The 15,914-nt window shown below is 73.5% G+C and carries 13 protein-coding genes and 1 pseudogene; 7 read left to right on the top strand and 7 right to left on the bottom strand.

What is annotated here, in order from left to right; all coding sequences use genetic code 11:
* Positions 1 to 185: 185 nt before the first annotated feature.
* From mprF to MNZ29_RS14455, 3 genes are read left to right on the top strand one after another with little or no spacing between them, the layout of a single operon-like run.
* Positions 186 to 2,711 carry a bifunctional lysylphosphatidylglycerol flippase/synthetase MprF gene (gene mprF / locus MNZ29_RS14465; RefSeq protein ID WP_242355645.1) on the top strand — a complete coding sequence of 842 codons (2,526 nt, stop codon included), beginning with the start codon at positions 186 to 188 and terminating at the stop codon, positions 2,709 to 2,711.
* Positions 2,708 to 4,237 carry an AcvB/VirJ family lysyl-phosphatidylglycerol hydrolase gene (locus tag MNZ29_RS14460; RefSeq protein WP_242336917.1) on the top strand — a complete coding sequence of 510 codons (1,530 nt, stop codon included), beginning with the start codon at positions 2,708 to 2,710 and terminating at the stop codon, positions 4,235 to 4,237. The genes mprF and MNZ29_RS14460 overlap by 4 nt, the downstream gene beginning before the upstream one ends.
* A 43-nt stretch (positions 4,238 to 4,280) precedes the next feature.
* Positions 4,281 to 5,084 (top strand): phosphatase PAP2 family protein, encoded by an 804-nt coding sequence (locus MNZ29_RS14455; RefSeq protein WP_242336920.1) that lies wholly within the window; start codon positions 4,281 to 4,283, stop codon positions 5,082 to 5,084.
* 139 nt (positions 5,085 to 5,223) lie between these two features.
* On the opposite strand, the gene MNZ29_RS14450 is transcribed toward MNZ29_RS14455, so the two are convergent.
* The 4 genes from MNZ29_RS14450 to MNZ29_RS14435 form a co-directional block, all read right to left on the bottom strand.
* Positions 5,224 to 6,894, bottom strand: a complete 1,671-nt coding sequence (locus MNZ29_RS14450; protein WP_255821381.1) for an HNH endonuclease signature motif containing protein — start codon at positions 6,892 to 6,894, stop codon at positions 5,224 to 5,226.
* A gap of 124 nt (positions 6,895 to 7,018) precedes the next feature.
* Positions 7,019 to 7,636, bottom strand: coding sequence for an alpha/beta fold hydrolase (locus MNZ29_RS14445; protein WP_242355641.1), 618 nt, complete (start codon positions 7,634 to 7,636; stop codon positions 7,019 to 7,021).
* Positions 7,637 to 7,712: 76 nt separating this feature from the next.
* Positions 7,713 to 7,982 carry an anti-sigma factor gene (locus MNZ29_RS14440; RefSeq protein WP_242336928.1) on the bottom strand — a complete coding sequence of 90 codons (270 nt, stop codon included), beginning with the start codon at positions 7,980 to 7,982 and terminating at the stop codon, positions 7,713 to 7,715.
* A complete protein-coding gene (locus tag MNZ29_RS14435; RefSeq protein WP_242336931.1) occupies positions 7,979 to 8,566 on the bottom strand; it encodes an RNA polymerase sigma factor in 588 nt (195 codons plus the stop codon). Before MNZ29_RS14435 ends, MNZ29_RS14440 begins: the two co-directional genes overlap by 4 nt.
* Before the next feature lie 117 nt (positions 8,567 to 8,683).
* On the opposite strand from MNZ29_RS14435, the gene MNZ29_RS14430 reads away from it, so the two are divergent.
* A complete protein-coding gene (locus MNZ29_RS14430) occupies positions 8,684 to 8,884 on the top strand; it encodes a DUF2892 domain-containing protein (RefSeq protein WP_242336935.1) in 201 nt (66 codons plus the stop codon).
* Positions 8,885 to 8,964: 80 nt separating this feature from the next.
* Here MNZ29_RS14430 and asnS read toward each other — a convergent pair whose 3' ends face one another.
* Positions 8,965 to 10,269: an asparagine--tRNA ligase gene (asnS, locus tag MNZ29_RS14425; protein ID WP_242336938.1), complete on the bottom strand. Its 1,305-nt coding sequence runs from the start codon at positions 10,267 to 10,269 to the stop codon at positions 8,965 to 8,967.
* 156 nt (positions 10,270 to 10,425) lie between these two features.
* Here asnS and leuS point away from each other — a divergent pair, with 156 nt between their 5' ends.
* The gene (gene leuS, locus MNZ29_RS14420; RefSeq protein WP_242336941.1) at positions 10,426 to 12,921 is read left to right on the top strand and encodes a leucine--tRNA ligase; all 2,496 of its coding nucleotides are present in this window, start codon (positions 10,426 to 10,428) and stop codon (positions 12,919 to 12,921) included.
* Between the two features lie 171 nt (positions 12,922 to 13,092).
* Complete coding sequence (gene lptE, locus MNZ29_RS14415; RefSeq protein WP_242336944.1) at positions 13,093 to 13,566, top strand: LPS assembly lipoprotein LptE; 474 nt, start codon at positions 13,093 to 13,095, stop codon at positions 13,564 to 13,566.
* 6 nt (positions 13,567 to 13,572) lie between these two features.
* On the opposite strand, the gene rpsT is transcribed toward lptE, so the two are convergent.
* Both rpsT and mazG read right to left on the bottom strand, forming a co-directional pair.
* The gene (gene rpsT, locus MNZ29_RS14410) at positions 13,573 to 13,845 is read right to left on the bottom strand and encodes a 30S ribosomal protein S20 (protein ID WP_242336947.1); all 273 of its coding nucleotides are present in this window, start codon (positions 13,843 to 13,845) and stop codon (positions 13,573 to 13,575) included.
* Between the two features lie 495 nt (positions 13,846 to 14,340).
* Positions 14,341 to 15,198, bottom strand: coding sequence for a nucleoside triphosphate pyrophosphohydrolase (mazG, locus tag MNZ29_RS14405; RefSeq protein WP_242336950.1), 858 nt, complete (start codon positions 15,196 to 15,198; stop codon positions 14,341 to 14,343).
* A gap of 50 nt (positions 15,199 to 15,248) precedes the next feature.
* Here mazG and MNZ29_RS14400 point away from each other — a divergent pair.
* Positions 15,249 to 15,914 (top strand): annotated as a pseudogene (locus MNZ29_RS14400) (hypothetical protein); the annotation flags it as partial.

The following is a 15,914-nucleotide window of genomic DNA, read 5'->3' as shown; positions in this document are numbered from 1 at the left end:
CCGCGTCCCGTTCCGGCGCGGGCGTGAGGGGACGCTCCGCGTCCGAGTCCCCGGGCCGCGTGCGCCGCACGCCCCGAGGCGGACGTTGAACCGCGGGGGAAGACCCGGTGTCATCATGAGCAGGGTGCGCGCGGGGGCGGCGAGGTCGGCCCGCTCGGGCGCGCCACGGACCGATGCGCGGGCGCGTGCGCCGGATCGCGGTAGGGGTGCTCCCGCCGCTCTTGCTCGGGGCGGCCGCGTGGTCGCTCCACGCGGAGCTGCGCGGCTTCCACGTCCGGGACATCGAGCGCGGGCTCTCCGCGCTGCCCCGCCTGGCGGTCGCGGTCGCCGTCGCCGTGACGCTCGCCGACTACCTGCTGCTCGGCGCGTACGACCTCCTCGCGCTGCGCTACGCGAACCGGCGGCTCCCCTACGGGCGCGTGGCGTTCACCTCGTTCATCGCCTACGCCTTCGGGAACAACGTCGGGTTCGCGCTCCTGTCCTCGAGCTCGGTGCGGTTCCGCCTCTACTCGCAGTGGGGGCTCGCCCCGGCGGAGATCGCCAAGGTGGTGGGCTTCACCGCCGCCCAGCTCTGGGCGGGGCTGTTCCCGCTCCTCGGGCTCGCGCTCCTCTCGGGGGTGCCGGTGCCGCTCCCCGCGGCCGTCGCGCGCGGGCTCGGCGTCGCGTCACTGGCGGTCACCGCCGTGTACCTCGTGCTCGCGGCGCGCGGGCGAGAGCTCCGGCTCGGCGGGACCTCGGTGACGCTCCCGTCGCTGCCGCTCGCCGCCGCCCAGGTGGCGGTGTCGGCGGCGGACTGGGTGCTCGCCGCGATCGTGCTGCACGTGCTCCTGCCCTCGACCTCGCCGCTCTCGCTCCCCGGCCTCGTCGGCCTGTTCGTCGCCGCGCAGGTGGCGGGGCTCGCCTCGCAGCTCCCCGGCGGGGTGGGCGTGTTCGACGCGATCGTGCTCGCGGCGCTCACGCCCGCGGTGCCCGCGCCGCAGGTGCTGTCGAGCCTGGTCGCGTACCGGGTCGTCTATTACCTCGGACCCTTCGTCCTCGCGTTCGCGCTCCTCGCGGTGAACGAGGTCGTGGTCCGGCGCGAGCGCCTGGGCCGGGTGCTGCGGGGCGCGCACGCCTCCTTCGCGCCGGTCGTACCCTGGCTGGCGGCGGCGGGGAGCATGATCGCGGGCGCGGTGCTGCTCGTGTCCGGCGCCACCCCCGCCGAGGCCGCGCGGCTCCACCTCCTGCGGCGCACCGTGCCGCTCGCGCTCCTCGAGGCGTCGCACCTCATCGGCAGCCTCGTCGGCACGGCGCTGCTCCTGCTCGGGCGCGCGCTGGCACGGCGGCTCGACGGCGCCTGGGTGCTCGCCGTGGGGCTCCTCGCGACCGGCGCCGTCGCCTCCCTGGCGAAGGGGCTCGACTGGGAGGAGGCGACGCTGCTCACCGCCATCCTCCTCGCGCTCCTGCCGTTCCGGCGCCAGTTCTACCGGCGCAGCGCGCTCCTCGACGTGCCGCTGTCGTCGGGCTGGATCTCCGCCGTGCTCGTCGTCATCGGGGCCTCGGTGTGGATCGGGCTCTTCGCGTACCGGCACGTCGACTACTCGCGCGACCTCTGGTTCGACTTCGCCTTCCACGCCGACGCCCCGCGCTTCCTCCGCGCCTCGGTGGTCGGGGTCTGCGCCGTCGTACTCTACGGCGTCGTGCGGCTCATGCACCCCGCGCCGCCCGAGCCCGCGCCGCCCGGCGAGGCGGAGCTCGCGCGGCTGCGTCCCATCGTCGATCGGGCGCAGGACTCGACCGCGCACCTCGCGCTGCTCGGCGACAAGCCGATCCTCTTCGGCGAGGACGGCGCGTCGTTCCTCATGTACGGCGTGGAGGGGCGGACCTGGTGCTCCATGGGGGATCCCATCGGCTCGAAGCGGGCCGCGACCGAGCTCGCGTGGCGCTTCCGCGAGCTCTCGGACCGTCACGGCGGGTGGGCCTGCTTCTACCAGGTCGGCCCCGGCGCGCTCCCGCGCTACCTCGACCTGGGCCTCGCGATCTACCGGCTCGGCGAGGAGGCGATCGTCCCGCTCCCCGCGTTCTCGCTCGACGGGCCGGAGCGGCGGCCGCTCCGCCAGGCGTTCAACCGCGCCGAGCGCGAGGGGCTCTCGTTCGAGCTCGTCCCGGCGGAGCGGGTGCCGTCCTTGCTCCCGGAGCTCGCGCGCATCTCCGGCGCATGGCTCGCGGACCGGAGCACGCGGGAGAAGGGCTTCTCGCTCGGCTACTTCGACGAGCGTTATCTGAAGGAAGGCCCGGTCGCCCTCGCGCTCCTGGGGGGCCGCCCCGTCGCCTTCGCGAACGTCTGGGCGGGGACGCGCAAGGCCGAGCTGTCGGTGGACCTCATGCGCCACGAGTCCGACGCGCCGCGCACGACGATGGACTTCCTGTTCGTGTCGCTCATGCGCTGGGGACGCGCCGAGGGGTACGAGGCGTTCAACCTGGGGATGGCGCCGTTCTCGGGGCTCGAGGACCGCATGCTCGCGCCCCTGTGGATGCGGCTCGGCGCTCGCCTCTACCGCCACGGCGAGTACTTCTACAACTTCCAGGGACTGCGTCAGTACAAGGAGAAGTTCGCCCCGGAGTGGCGGCCGCGCTTCCTCGCCGCGCCGGGGGGGCTCCGGCTGCCGCTCGTGCTCACGAACGTGGCGGCCCTCGTCTCGCGCGGGCTGAAAGGGGTGGTGTCCCGATGATCCCGCTCGTCGTCGCCGCGCTGCTCGGGGCGAGCGCGCCGGCCCAGCCGCCCGTGAGCGCGTCTCCGCGCACGTTCGAGATGCGAGGCTTCGGCGCGGTCCACGTCCACGCGCCCGAGGACCATCCGCGCCGCGTGGTGGTGCTCCTGTCCGGCGAGGGCCCGGGCGTGCGCGAGGGGCGGCGTGCCCTCGCGGAGGCGCTCGCCGCCCGCGGGGCGCTGGTGCTCGCGGTCGACACCGCCGGCTACCTCGCCCGCCACCGCGAGCACCGCTGCGTCTACCCCGCGGGCGATCTCGAGGCGCTCGCGCAACACCTCGAGAAGGAGCTCGGGCTCGAGGAGTACGTCCGGCCGTACGTCGTCGGGCACTCGCAGGGCGCCGCGGCGACGTGGGCCGCCCTCGCCCAGGCGCCCGAGGGCACGTTCGCGGGGGCGGTCGCGCTCGCGCCGTGCCCGGGCAAGCCGCTCGGGGTGCCGCTCTGCGCCGGCGCGGGGCCGGCGCCGCGCAGCACGCCCCAGGGCGACCTCCCCGCGGACGGCGCCCGTCCGAGCGCGCCGCTCGCGATCGTGGCCGGCGCGAAAGACCGCGCCTGTCCTGCGGCGAGCGCGCAGGCGTTCGGGCGCGGCCGCGCCCTCGCGGTGACGGTCCTTCCCGGAGTCGGCCACGCGCTCGTGCCGGTGTCGAGCTGGGCCGCGGCCGCCGGGGACGAGATCGACCGCATCGAGGCGCAGTGTGACGCCGCCGAGGCGGCTCCGTCGCGGCCGGCGGCGGGAACGCCCGCCGCGCCGCCGCGAGCGGAGGCGCAAGCCGCCGGGGGAGACCGGCCCCCCGACCCCGCGCCGCCGGCGGCCGCAGCTCCGCCCCCCGACGTGAAGAACCTGCCCCTCGTCGAGGTCCCCGCGGCGAAGCCTGGACCGCGCCTCGCCGTGCTCCTCACCGGCGACGGCGGGTGGGTCGGGCTCGACAAGGGGATGAGCCGCGCGCTCTCCGACGTCGGTGTCTCGGTGGTCGGGCTCGACTCGCTCCGCTACTTCTGGCGGCGGCGCACGCCCGACGAGACCGCGAAGGACGTCGCGCGGATCTTCGCGCACTACGGCGCAGCCTGGGGCCGGCGGGAGCTGGTCCTCATCGGCTACTCGCGCGGCGCCGACATCGTGCCGTTCGTCGCCACGCGCCTCCCGGCCGACCAGCGGGCCGCGCTGAAGCTCGTCGCGATGCTCGGCCCGCAGACCTTCGCCGAGTTCGAGGTCCACATGGTGGATCTGTTCTCGTCGGTCCGGCGGAGCGCGGCGACCTCGACGGAGGCCGCCGTGCGCGCCTCGGGCGGCGCGACGAGGTTCCTGTGCGTGCAGGGCGCGGACGAGAGCGACAGCCTCTGCCCGCACCTCGTGGACCTGCCCTGGGTCGCCCGCGTCGTGCTCCCGGGCGGTCACCACTTCGATCGGGACTACGCGAACCTCGCGCGCATCGTGAACGACGCGGCGAGCGGAACCGCCCCGGGCGCGGGCGCCCCGTCGTCCCCATGATGCAGTCGGTACGCGCCGCCGGGCGCGGGGAGGGGAGGGGGGGATGGCTCCTGGGCGAGGTGGGACCGCCGCGGTCCGGGCGCTCGTCACCGCGGCGCTCGTCGCGGTCGCGACGCCGGGCTCGGGCGCGGCGGCAGGAGGGTCCCCGCGCGAGGTCTTCCACGTCGACCCGGCGGTGGACGGCGCGATCATCGCGATCGCCGGGCTCGGGAACCTCGTGCCCTGGCTCCTCGAGGACCGGCTCATCGCGCTGCGCTGCCCCTGCGATCGCGGCGAGGTGAACCGGCTCGACCGCTGGGCGATCGGCCTCCACGACGACGCCGCGGCGCACGTGAGCGACGCGACCGTGTACCTCGCGATGCTCGGCCCGCCGCTCGCCGACTGGGCCGCGCTCGGCAGGAGCCGCGCGCTCGTCGAGGATGCGACGGTGTTCGCGGAGACGCTCGCCGTGAACGGCGCCCTGAACGCGCTCGCGAAGTACACCACCCAGCGCCCCATCCCCCGCGCGTACGAGGGCGAGCCCGCGTACCTCCGGCAGCCCGGCTCGTACCGGGCCTTCTGGTCCGGCCACACGAGCACCACCGTCGCGGCCCTCACCGACGCTGCCTGGACGATGCGCCTGCGCTACGGCGAACGCGGCTGGCCCTGGCTCGTCGCCGGGCTCGCCGGCGCGAGCGTTGCGGTGGAGCGCGTGTGGGGCGGCCACCACTTCCCGAGCGACGTGGTGGTCGGCTTCGTCGCGGGGGCGGCGGTCGGCACCGCCGTCCCGCTCCTGCACCGCCGCAGGTCCGGCGACTTCGGCGTCGCGCCCGTGGGCCGCGGCCTCGCGCTCATGGGACGGTTCTGAACGGCCAGATGCAGCCCCGGCGCCTGAGGAACGGGCGGCGAGCGGCCGCGCTCGAGCCGCCACGCGCCTCCTGCGCCGCCGGAATGCTTGCCCGGAAGAGGGGCGCTTTCGCGGCCACGCGGTTCTGGGCCTGCTCGATTCAGCAAGCCACCGGCTCGGCGCAGGTGCCCGCCTCCCAAATGGTTCCGCCCAGGAGCCAGGTGAGCCGGTCCGGCGCCCGCCCGATCACGGCGAGAATCCCACCGTGGACGCACCGCAGGTGGTGGAAGGCGCACAGGCCGACCTGGTTCTCGGGATCGTCGCTGCCGCCGTGCGAGCGGAACTCGATGTGGTGCGAGTGGACGGCGCGATGGCTGCACCCCGGGACCTGGCACCAACCGTGATCTCGGGCGCGGACCTTCTGTGAACGAGTCATCGATCGTCTCCCCGCACCCCTCCACGACGCGAGGAAGTGAAATCCGATGACCGCGAGGCACGTTCCGGTCGAGAGCACGCGCCCGAATCTTGCCCGGACGGCCTCGATGGCGTCCGCGAGGAGCACCGCCACCCGGCGCGGCAACGGAACGAGCATCTTCTGCCGCGCACGCATCTGCCGCTCGTGCTCCCCCTCCACCTCGCGCTTCAGGGCGATGCAGGTCGCCGCGAGCGCCCGGGGGATCCACGTCGCGATGTCGGTCTCCGGCGTTCGCGCCAGCACCCGCAGCTTCTCGTACGACACGCCCTGCCGCCGCGCCTCCCGGAGCGCCGGCGACTCCCAGAGCCGCTTCTCGAGCGCGACGCGCTGCTCCACCGCGCGCGCGGGGAGCCCCAGCCGCTCCTCGACGTACTCGCGGAAGCCGTCGTAGCCCAGGAGCACCGGAATCCCGCTCCGCTTCACGGCGTACCCGCAGAATCCGATGAGGCGATCCCACCCGGAACGCAGGCGGCCGAGCGCGCGGAGCCGCTCGTCGAGCTCCTGCGCCGTCGAGGTCTCGTCGAACGGAACGTCAGGCGCGGCGAGCTCGGGTACTGGGGGGAGCGCCGCCCATCGGCCGGTCTCGGCTCCGTCCCCCGCGCGCCGCGCGGAGTGACCGGGGCCCACGGCGCCAAACCCGGGCCCGAGCGAGCGCGGCTCGTGGGAGTCGCCGTCGGACGAGAACTCGGCGAGGTACTCCTGCGCGAGCGCCTCCAGCTGCTCGATCCGGGTCGAGCCCGGCACCTGCTCGCGCGCGGCCGCGAGCGCCTCGTCCACGACCAGCCGCTCGTTCAGCGGCAGATGCGTGCGCAGCCGCACCCACTCCTCCTCGCCGGCGGCCGGCTCCGCCCGCGCCGCGCGGACCGCCTCCTCCAGCTCGCGGACCGTCTGCACGCTGGCGCGCTCGACCCAGCGCGCCTCGGCCTCGCCGACCGCGACCGGCAGCACCGTCTCCGCAGCGCGGACCCGGACGAGCCCCGACCGCAGCGCCGCCCGGAGCCGTGGACGCGTGCGCAGCCCAGCCCCGAGCCGGGCGAGGTTCTCGGCGGTGCGCTTCCCGAGATCGAGGACCTCGCGGGCGTAGTCGTCGAGGTGATAGCCCAGCTCCGCGAGCCGGTCCCCCCGCCTGAGCGCGTCGAGCCCTTCGCCGATCGCGAGGTCCAGCGTCCCCCGAGCCCGTGCGGCCCAGGCGAGGAGATGCTCGCAGGCGTCGGCCTCCGGCTCCCCGCCCCGAAACCACGTCTCGAGCTCGGCCCGGGTGAGCGGCGGCAGATCGAGCAGCGGCGCCGCGTAGCCGGCCAGCGAGGCTTCGGGCGTCACCGCGTCCGTCTCGATCGTGGGGAGCGCGGCCTCCATCGAATACAGGATGGCATGGAGGTCTGACACTCACCGTCAATTGAAGCAATGTCGAGTTGGCCGATAACCTGCCCCGGCCGCCGTATACGATCGGTCGTCGTCGCCTCGCCGGAGCGGCACGGCGTCAGGGCCGCTGTACCGGTACCAGGTGGGACCTGATGATCGTCGCGACCTCGTCTGGACGCTCGTTCGCGAACGCGTGAGTCCCGCCCGGCACGGTGACGACGCGAGCGCCCCCGATGCGCTCGGCAAGGAAATGAGCGATGGCGGGCGGGCTGATCGGATCCGAGTCGCTCCACAGCAGGAGGGTCGGTGCACGGATCCCCGCGAGCCGATGCGTGAGGTCGGTGCGGTCGTCGATGAACCAGCTCGGCACGTCCGGGAACGACGCTCGGTAGTCGTGACGCCATTCCGCTGCGCCGAGCCGTCGTACGTCGATGCCGCCCGAGGTCGCGACCAGGACCAAGCGTTCAACCCGCTCCGGATGTTCCAGCGCCAGACGTGCGGCGAAGATTCCGCCCATCGACTGCGCAATGACGTGACTCGCTCCTGCAGGGAGGCGCGCGACGATCCAGCGGTAAAGGTCGTCCAGCGACTTCACGCCAGGATCGGCGGGGACCCCGCCAAACCCGGGGTAGCCGAAGAGGACGACGTCGCCCAGGTCGGCCAGCCGCTGTCCGACTGGCTTCCAGAACGACTCACTTCCGCCGGCGCCGGGCAGGAAGACGAGGGGAGGTGCCATTGCAGATGACCTGGACGGTCACTGTACGACGAACCGTCGAACCAGGACCAACAGCGTCGAAAGATGCTCGGGGGCCCTACGGCGCGCCGTCGTCGTCGAGCGCCCGGCGGAGCCGGTCCTTCAGCTCGCCGGAGACGCTGGCGGGCGCGCCGAGGTGGGTGCGCAGCCCGCGAACCGTCGCCGCAAACTCCCCACCGAACCGCGCGCAGCCCTCGCACGCGCGCAGGTGGTCCTCGACGCGCCCTCGCTCCTCCGCCGGAAGGTCGCCGTCGACGTAGTCGGAGAGCCGCGCGAGGACGTCGCTGCAGGAGAGCCCCGCGATCACCTTCTCGTTCTCGATCGTCACGGCAGCACCTCCGAGAGCGCGCGGCCGAGGCGCTCCTCGACGCGGGCCTTGAGCTCGAGCCGCGCCCGGTGGAGTCGACTCTTCATCGCGGTGAGGTCGATGGATAGCGCCGCCGCGGTCTCGGCGCCCGACAGCCCCTCGACATCCCGGAGCAGCAGCACCTCCCGCGCCGCCGCGGGTAGCGACGCGAGCGCCTGCTCGAGGGCGGCGCCGGCCTGCAGCGCCGCGACCCGCGCCTCGGGCGCATCGGCTCCGGGGAGATCGGCGGCGGCTTCGACGGGCGCGTGCTGCTCCGGTTCGCCCGCACGCCGGCGCGCGCGCCGGCGGCAGCAGTGGAGCACGATCTGGAAGAGCCAGGTGCGCGCGCTGGCGTCGCCGCGAAACGTCCCGGCGCCGCGCCACGCCGCGAGGAGCCCGTCCTGCAGCGCGTCGGCGGCTTCCACCTCCGTCCCGCAGCTGCGCGTCGCGAAGCGAAGGAGCGCGCCGCCGTGGCGCGCGACCAGGGCGTCGAACGCGGCGCGGTCGCGCGCCGCGCTCCGGCGGATCAGCTCCTCGTCACTGGTGTCCGTCGGCGCGCCGAGCATCGTTCCTTCCGTTGCGAGTCCCGCGGACGCGGAAAGGATTCGCGAGCGCCAGAAGCGCCGGCCCGCGAATCCTCCGGCGGGCGGCGGCACTCTCCGGTGCAGGAGGTCGTAAACATGATGAACGAAGGCATTCTGGACCGGACCATCCGCGTGGTGGTCGGGCTCGCGCTCCTCTCCCTCACCGTCGCCGGCCCCCGCCCGCTCATCGGGCTCATCGGCGTCATCCCGCTTCTCACCGGGCTCGTCGGGTTCTGCCCGCTGTACCGACTCTTCGGCCTCAGCACCTGCCCGATGCCCAAGGTGTCGACGCGTAGCTGATCCCGCGGCGACCGGACAGGGCTCCGGCTCATCGCCGGAGCCCCTCTCTCTCGTGGAAGATCAGGATCAGCCGGCGCCGCTCACGGCGTGATCCGCTCCATCATCCGCGCGAACGGGATGGTCTCGCGGACGTGGTGGAGGCCGCAGATCCACGCGACGCAGCGCTCGACGCCCATGCCGAACCCCGCGTGCGGCACCGTCCCGTAGCGGCGGAGGTCGAGGTACCACTCGAACGCCTCCTTCGGGAGCTGGTGCTGCGCGATGGCGGCCTCGAGCGTCTCGAGCGAGCTCTCGCGCTCGCCCCCGCCGATGATCTCGCCGTACCCTTCGGGCGCGAGCACGTCGCAGCCGAGCGCGACCTTCGGATCCGTCGGGTCCTTCTTGAAGTAGAAGGCCTTCATCTCCGCCGGGTAGCGGTGGACCATCACCGGGCGGTCGTACTGCTTCGCGATGACCGTCTCCTCGTCGCCGCCGATGTCGTCGCCCCACTTCATCGGGTGACCGGCCTTCTGCAGCACCTCGACCGCCTCCGTGTACGTGATGCGCGGGAACGGCGGCTTCACGCTCTCGAGCTTCGAGACGTCGCGCTCGAGGACGGCCGCGAGCTCCTTGCGATGCTTCGCGAGGGCCGTCTGGACGACGTGCGAGACGAACTCCTCCATGAGCTGCATGTCGCCGTCGAGGTCCATGAAGGCGACCTCGGGCTCGACCATCCAGAACTCGGTCAGGTGGCGGCGCGTCTTCGACTTCTCGGCGCGGAAGGTCGGGCCGAAGCAGTAGACCTTCCCGAGCGCCATGGCCGCGGCCTCCATGTACAGCTGGCCGGACTGCGTCAGGTACGCCTTGCCGAGATCGAAGTAGGGGACCTCGAAGAGCGTGGAGGTCCCCTCGCAGGCGGAGGGCGTGAAGATCGGCGCGTCGACGAGCGTGAAGCCGCGCGCGTCGAAGAAGTCGCGGATCGCCTTCTCGACCGTGTGCCGCACGCGCAGGATCACCTGCTGCCGCTGCGACCGGAGCCAGAGGTGCCGCTGCTCCATGAGGAACGCGACGCCGTGCTCCTTGTGTCCGATCGGGTACTCCTGCGCCGGGAGGGAGACGACCTTCAGGTCGCGGACGTCGAGCTCGAACCCGATGGGCGAGCGGTCGTCCTTCTTCACGAGCCCGGTGACGGTGAGGCTCGTCTCCTGGGGCAGGTGGTCGGCCTCGCGGAACACCTCCGGCGTCACGTTCCCCTTGAACACGACGCACTGGATGGTGCCCGTGCCGTCGCGCACCTGCAGGAAGTGGAGCTTCCCGGACGAGCGGCGGTTGTACAGCCAGCCGTGGAGGGTGACCTCCTTCCCCTCGTGCTGGGCGATGTCGGCGATGTGGACGGGCGGGAACATGCGGTGGGCTCCGTGGGCTTCGGGGCGCTCTGGCGGCGGGCACTATAACCGAACGCCCGGCGGCCGGCGGGGCCTCGCGGCGTGGCGCGGACGGGGGCGCCGTTCCTCACGAAGGGCAGACGAACACCCCGACGTCCGGTAATATCGCCGCCCCTTATGGCGATGAACGAGCGTTACGAGCCGCAGTCGATCGAGCCACGCTGGCAGTCGCGCTGGGAGGGGGCGGGCGCCTTCCACGCCGGCCGCCGCCCCGACGCCGAGAAGCGCTACGTGCTCGAGATGTTCCCCTATCCCTCCGGCGCGATGCACATGGGGCACGCGCGCGTCTACACCATCGGCGACGCGCTCGCGCGCTACCTGCGCATGCGCGGCCACGACGTGCTGCACCCCATCGGCTTCGACGCGCTCGGCCTCCCCGCCGAGAACGCCGCCATCAAGGACGGACGCCACCCGGCCGAGCGGACGCGCGAGAACATCGTCGCCTTCCGCGCCGAGATGAAGAAGCTCGGCTACGCGTTCGACTGGGACCGCGAGGTCGTCACCGCCGACCCGTCCTACTATCGCTGGAACCAGTGGTTCTTCCTGAAGATGCTCGAGCGCGGGATCGTCTACCGGCGCGAGGGGAAGGCCAACTGGTGCACCGGCTGCGCGACGGTCATCGCGAACGAGCAGGTGGTCGAGGACAACCGCTGCGAGCGCTGCGGCTCGCCGGTGGTGGAGAAGGTGATCCCGGAGTGGGCCTTCCGCATCACCGCCTTCGCCCAGGACCTGCTCGACGGGCTCGACGGGCTCACGGAGTGGCCCGAGCGCATCATCACGATGCAGCGCAACTGGATCGGCAAGAGCGTCGGCGCTGAGGTGGATTTCGCGGTGCCGGGGCAGGGGCCGATCAAGGTCTTCACCACGCGTGTCGACACGATCCACGGCTGCACCTACGTGGTCCTCGCGCCCGAGCACCCGCTCGTCGAGCGGCTCACGCGCCCCGAGCGGCAGGCGGAGGTGCGCGCCTTCGTCGAGCGCATGCGCAAGACCGACGCCGCGGAGCGGACCGGCGAGGCGGCGCCGAAGGAGGGCGTCTTCACCGGCGCGCACGCGGTGAACCCGTACACCGGCGAGGAGGTCCCGGTCTGGATCGCGAACTTCGTGCTCGCCGAGTACGGGACGGGCGCGGTTATGAGCGTGCCGGCGCACGACCAGCGTGACTTCGAGTTCGCGCGCAAGTACGGGCTGCCCATCCGCGTGGTCATCCAGCCGGCCCGGGGCGAGCGGCTCCCCGCGGGCGACGCGCTGACCGAGGCGTACACGGCCGACGGGGTGCTCGAGGCGTCCGGCGACGCGTCCGGGCTCGACAGCGCGGCGGCGCGCGAGAAGCTCGCCGCCGAGGCGAAGACGCGCGGCTTCGGCCAGGCCACGGTTCGCTGGCACCTGCGCGACTGGGGCTTCTCGCGCCAGCGCTACTGGGGGACGCCGATCCCCATCGTCTACTGCCCCGACCACGGTGCCGTGCCGGTCCCCGAGGATCAGCTCCCGGTGACGCTGCCGGCGGAGGCGCTCATCACCGGCACCGGCGAGCCGCCGCTCGCGAAGGTGCCGTCGTTCGTGAACACCACCTGCCCGCGCTGCGGCAAGCCCGCCCGGCGCGAGGTGGACACGATGGACACGTTCGTAGACTCGTCCTGGTACTACGCGCGCTACCTCTCGCCGAAGGACGACACGCGGCCGTTCGATCCCGCCGAGGCGAAGCGCTGGCTCCCCGTCGACGTGTACGTCGGCGGCCCCGAGCACGCCGTGATGCACCTGCTGTACTTCCGCTTCTGGCACCGGGTGATGCACCAGCTCGGGCTCGTCCAGGAGGACGAGCCGGTGAAGCGGCTCGTCACGCAGGGCATCGTGAACGGCCCGGACGGCCGCAAGATGTCGAAGCGCTGGGGCAACGTCGTCGCCCCGGGCCCCATGGTCGCGCGGTTCGGCGCGGACACGGTCCGGCTCTTCATGCTGTTCGCCGCGCCCCCGGAGAAGGACATCGACTGGTCGGACGAGCAGGTCGACGGCCTGTTCCGGTTCCTCTCGCGGGTGTGGCGCATCTTCCACGCGCGGCAGGAGTGCTTCCGCGCGCCCGAGGCCGCGCTCGCGCAGGCGCAGGGTGACTTCCTCGAGCTCCGCCGCAAGACGCACCGCACGATCAAGCGCGTCACCGACGGGCTCCAGGGCGATCTCAAGTTCAACACGAGCATCGCCGCGCTGATGGAGCTCGTGAACGCGCTCTACGCGCTCGAGCCGGGCGCCGATCCGGAGCGGGCCGCCGTGCGCGAGGCGCTCCTCGCGGTCGCGACGCTGCTCGCGCCCTTCGCGCCGCACGCGGCCGAGGAGCTCTGGCACGAGGTGCTCGGCCCGTCGGTGCGCGAGGAGCTGCTCGCGGAGCACCCGTGGCCCACCTTCGACCCCGCGCTCGTCGCGGCGGACGTGGTCACGATCGCCGTCCAGGTGAACGGCAAGCTTCGCGGTGAGGTGCAGGCGCCCGTCGCCGCCGCGGAGGCCGAGGTCCGCGCGCTCGCGGAGGGCGAGGAGCGGGTGAGGGCGCACCTCGACGGCAAGACGATCCGCAAGGTCGTCTTCGTCCCGAAGCGGCTGATCAACTTTGTGGTGGGGTAGCCGATGAGGCTGGCTACCCCCCCACACCCCCCCGGCGCGCTCCGGGGCGGCCTCAGCCGGCCGCCCCTGCGCTTGCGCTGGCGACACGAGGTGCGGCAGGGGTCGCCGATGCGGCCGGCAGCCTCCCCACGCGGAGCCCGACCGCCCGCGGGCCTGGCGGCGCTCGCGCTGGTGCTCGCGCTGTCCGGCTGCGGCTACGGCTTCGAGAACCGCTACGTCGCGAAGGGCGGCGCGGAGCGCGTCCACGTCCAGCCGTTCGAGAACCTCTCGACGGAGGCGTCGCTCGGGGCTGAGCTGACGGCGGCGCTGCGGGACGAGCTCGCGCGCCGCGGCGCCTCGGCGGGGCCCGGCGCGCCTGCGGAGATCGTCGGAGAGGTGCGCGCGACCGCGCCCGGGACGTCCTCGCCGGACGGCTCCACCTGGCGCATCGGGGTGGTGGTGAAGGCGCGCCTCGTCGTGGACGGCGCGACCGTGTCGGAGCGGACGGTGCGGCGCGACGCCGACTACCTCGCGGGCGTGTCGGCGCTCGACGCGCAGGGTCGTCGCGTGAACGACGCGCTCGAGACGGAGGGGCGCCGCGCGCTCGCGCTCCGCCGGGTGGCGGGCGACGCGGCGCGCGACCTCCTCCGCGCGTTCGAGCGGTAGCTCCGCCTACTTCGCGGCGGCGGCCTTGGCGGCCGCCTTCGCGAGCCGCGAGATCTTCCGCGACGCCGCGTTCTTGTGCACGACGCCCTTCGACGTCGCCTTCTCCAGCGCGCGGGCCGCGGCCTTGAACGTGTCGCGGGCAGCGTTGGCGTCACCCTGGGTGATCGCCTCGCGCGCCTTCTTCACGGCGCTCTTCACGCCGGTGCGGACCTGGACGTTGCGGGCGCGGCGCTTCTGCGCCTGACGGTTTCGCTTCTCGGCCGATGCGGTATTCGCCAAGCTGACCTCTGTGCTCTATAGGGGTACGAGGGCGCGCTATCTACCGTCCATCGCGAGCGACGTCAAGGGGTTATGACCGCTCGGCTGCGCGGCGTCGCGCAGGCCGGCGCGCAGCGACCGTTCGCCTCGACCGCGGGCGTGCTCCGCGGCCCCTACGGCCATGCGGTCCCGCGGCCCATTCGCGCCGCATGCCCTAGGGCGGCGCGGCAGAGCGCAGCGGCGGTCGCACGCGCCCTTCTCCTGCAACCACCCGCGCATTACCCGAACGGCTGTCCCACGTCGGGTGCGGGTCTGGGAGACACAGGGGGAGGAGAGTTATCCACCGGCGGCGAAGAAGCGGGAATCCTCGCGGGTCACTTGACTCCCGGATGTGGACGTTCGTGGGTGTGTCCAAGGACAAGCGACCGGAATCACACAGGTTCGCGACCGCCGCAAAATGCAGCAGAGCCCGCCGCACCCGCGAAAATCCGCCTTCCGAGGGGGCTGCCCACAGACTTATCCACGTTCTTTCCCCAAACCCTGTGGCGGCTCGGTGACGGCCGGATCGGCTGGCGATTTCGCCTTGGCCTCCAAGATCTTCGCCTCGTTCCAGAGGGCGTCCATCTCGTCGAGGGAGGCGCCGCCGTGGGGCACGCCGCGGCGCGCGAGCTCGCGCTCGATGTGGGAAAAGCGCGCTATGAAGCGAGCGACCGTCCCCCGAAGGGCCTCCTCTGCAGGTATCCCGAGCTTGCGGGACAGGTTCGCGGCGGCGAAGAGGACGTCCCCCAGCTCGTGCTCGATCGCGTCGCGGTCGCCCGAGGCGATCGCCTGGTCGAGCTCGCCGATCTCCTCCGAGAGCTTCTCTCTCGCGCCGCCCGCGTCCGGCCAGTCGAAGCCGACGCGGCTCGCCTTCTCGGTGAGCCGGTCCGCGCGGGCGAGCGCCGGCATCTCCCGCGGCACGCCCTCGAGCACGCTCTCGCCGCGCCCCTTCGCGCGCTTCTCCTCGCGCTTCAGCGCCGCCCACTGCCGGAGCACGTCGTCCGCGTCCTTCACCGCGACGTCGCCGAACACGTGAGGGTGGCGCGACACGAGCTTGTTCGAGATGGCGTTCGCGACGTCTGCGAAGTCGAACTGGCCCTGCTCGCGCGTGAGCTGCGCCTGGAACACGATCTGGAGGAGGAGGTCGCCGAGCTCCTCACAGTGCTCCCGGGCGTCGCCCGCGTCGATCGCCTCGAGCACCTCGTACGTCTCCTCGAGCACGTAAGGCCGGAGGCTCCGCAGCGTCTGCTCGCGATCCCACGGGCAGCCTCCGGGTCCGCGTAGCCGCTCCATGATCCCGAGGAGACGTTCGATCGCATCGGTGGCGCGCGACATGGTCGCGTCTTCTTAGCCCAGGAGCGGGCGTGCTAGCATCCCGTTCTCGCGTGGCCCACCGCGGATCGCCCATCCTCCTCGTCGCGCTCCTCTCGCTCGCCGCGCCGGTCCTCGCCGCCGCGCAGCTCGCGCCCCCGAGGCTCGTCGTGGAGGGGGAGGAGACGGCCGAGGAGGCCGTGCCCACGCTGGTGCCGCCCGCGCCCGCCGCTGCGCGGCCTGCCGGAGGCGGGACGCTCTCCACTCCCGGAGCGGCCGGCTCGGCGCAGCGGTCCCCGCCCGTCCCGGCCGACGTGCCGCCCTCCGACGCGTCCGTCCGCCCCGGCCCGAGCGCCGCTCCGCCCCCTGCGTCGGAGGTGCGCCTGCCGCCGGCGGAGCGCGCGCGGCGCATCGTGCCCGTCTCGACCACCTACGCCCAGCTCATGCGGCGCTGGGCGGAGCGGCGGGACGCGCTCCGCGACGGAGATCCCGCCCGCGCCGACGCGGCGGCCGAGGCGCTGCTCGGCGCGCAGCGCGAGCTCGGGATCGAGAACCTCGTCCCGCTCGCGGTCGCCGAGACGCGCGCCGTCTCGCGCGCGCTCGCGTCGGACCTCGTCGCCGAGGCCGTGGCCCACGCCCAGCTCGCGGTCGCGCTCGCGCCGGACCTGCCGGACGCGCACCTCGCGCTCGCGCTCGCGCGGCTCGCCGAGGCGCCGGGCCGGGCCGCGCCCGTCGCGGGC

This window comes from Anaeromyxobacter sp. SG64 (genome assembly GCF_022690745.1).
In the GTDB taxonomy this organism is placed as follows: domain Bacteria; phylum Myxococcota; class Myxococcia; order Myxococcales; family Anaeromyxobacteraceae; genus Anaeromyxobacter; species Anaeromyxobacter soli.
The sequence above is the reverse complement of the archived record's forward strand: the minus strand, read 5'-3'. Positions and strand labels throughout refer to the sequence as shown.

Coding starts and splice junctions, on each gene's coding strand:
- MNZ29_RS14460 (WP_242336917.1), top strand. CDS start 2,708: ATGATCCCGCTCGTCGTCGCCGCGCTGCTCGGGGCGAGCGCGCCGGCC.
- MNZ29_RS14455 (WP_242336920.1), top strand. CDS start 4,281: ATGGCTCCTGGGCGAGGTGGGACCGCCGCGGTCCGGGCGCTCGTCACC.
- MNZ29_RS14450 (WP_255821381.1), bottom strand. CDS start 6,894: ATGGAGGCCGCGCTCCCCACGATCGAGACGGACGCGGTGACGCCCGAA.
- MNZ29_RS14445 (WP_242355641.1), bottom strand. CDS start 7,636: ATGGCACCTCCCCTCGTCTTCCTGCCCGGCGCCGGCGGAAGTGAGTCG.
- MNZ29_RS14435 (WP_242336931.1), bottom strand. CDS start 8,566: ATGCTCGGCGCGCCGACGGACACCAGTGACGAGGAGCTGATCCGCCGG.
- MNZ29_RS14430 (WP_242336935.1), top strand. CDS start 8,684: ATGAACGAAGGCATTCTGGACCGGACCATCCGCGTGGTGGTCGGGCTC.
- asnS (WP_242336938.1), bottom strand. CDS start 10,269: ATGTTCCCGCCCGTCCACATCGCCGACATCGCCCAGCACGAGGGGAAG.
- leuS (WP_242336941.1), top strand. CDS start 10,426: ATGGCGATGAACGAGCGTTACGAGCCGCAGTCGATCGAGCCACGCTGG.
- mazG (WP_242336950.1), bottom strand. CDS start 15,198: ATGTCGCGCGCCACCGATGCGATCGAACGTCTCCTCGGGATCATGGAG.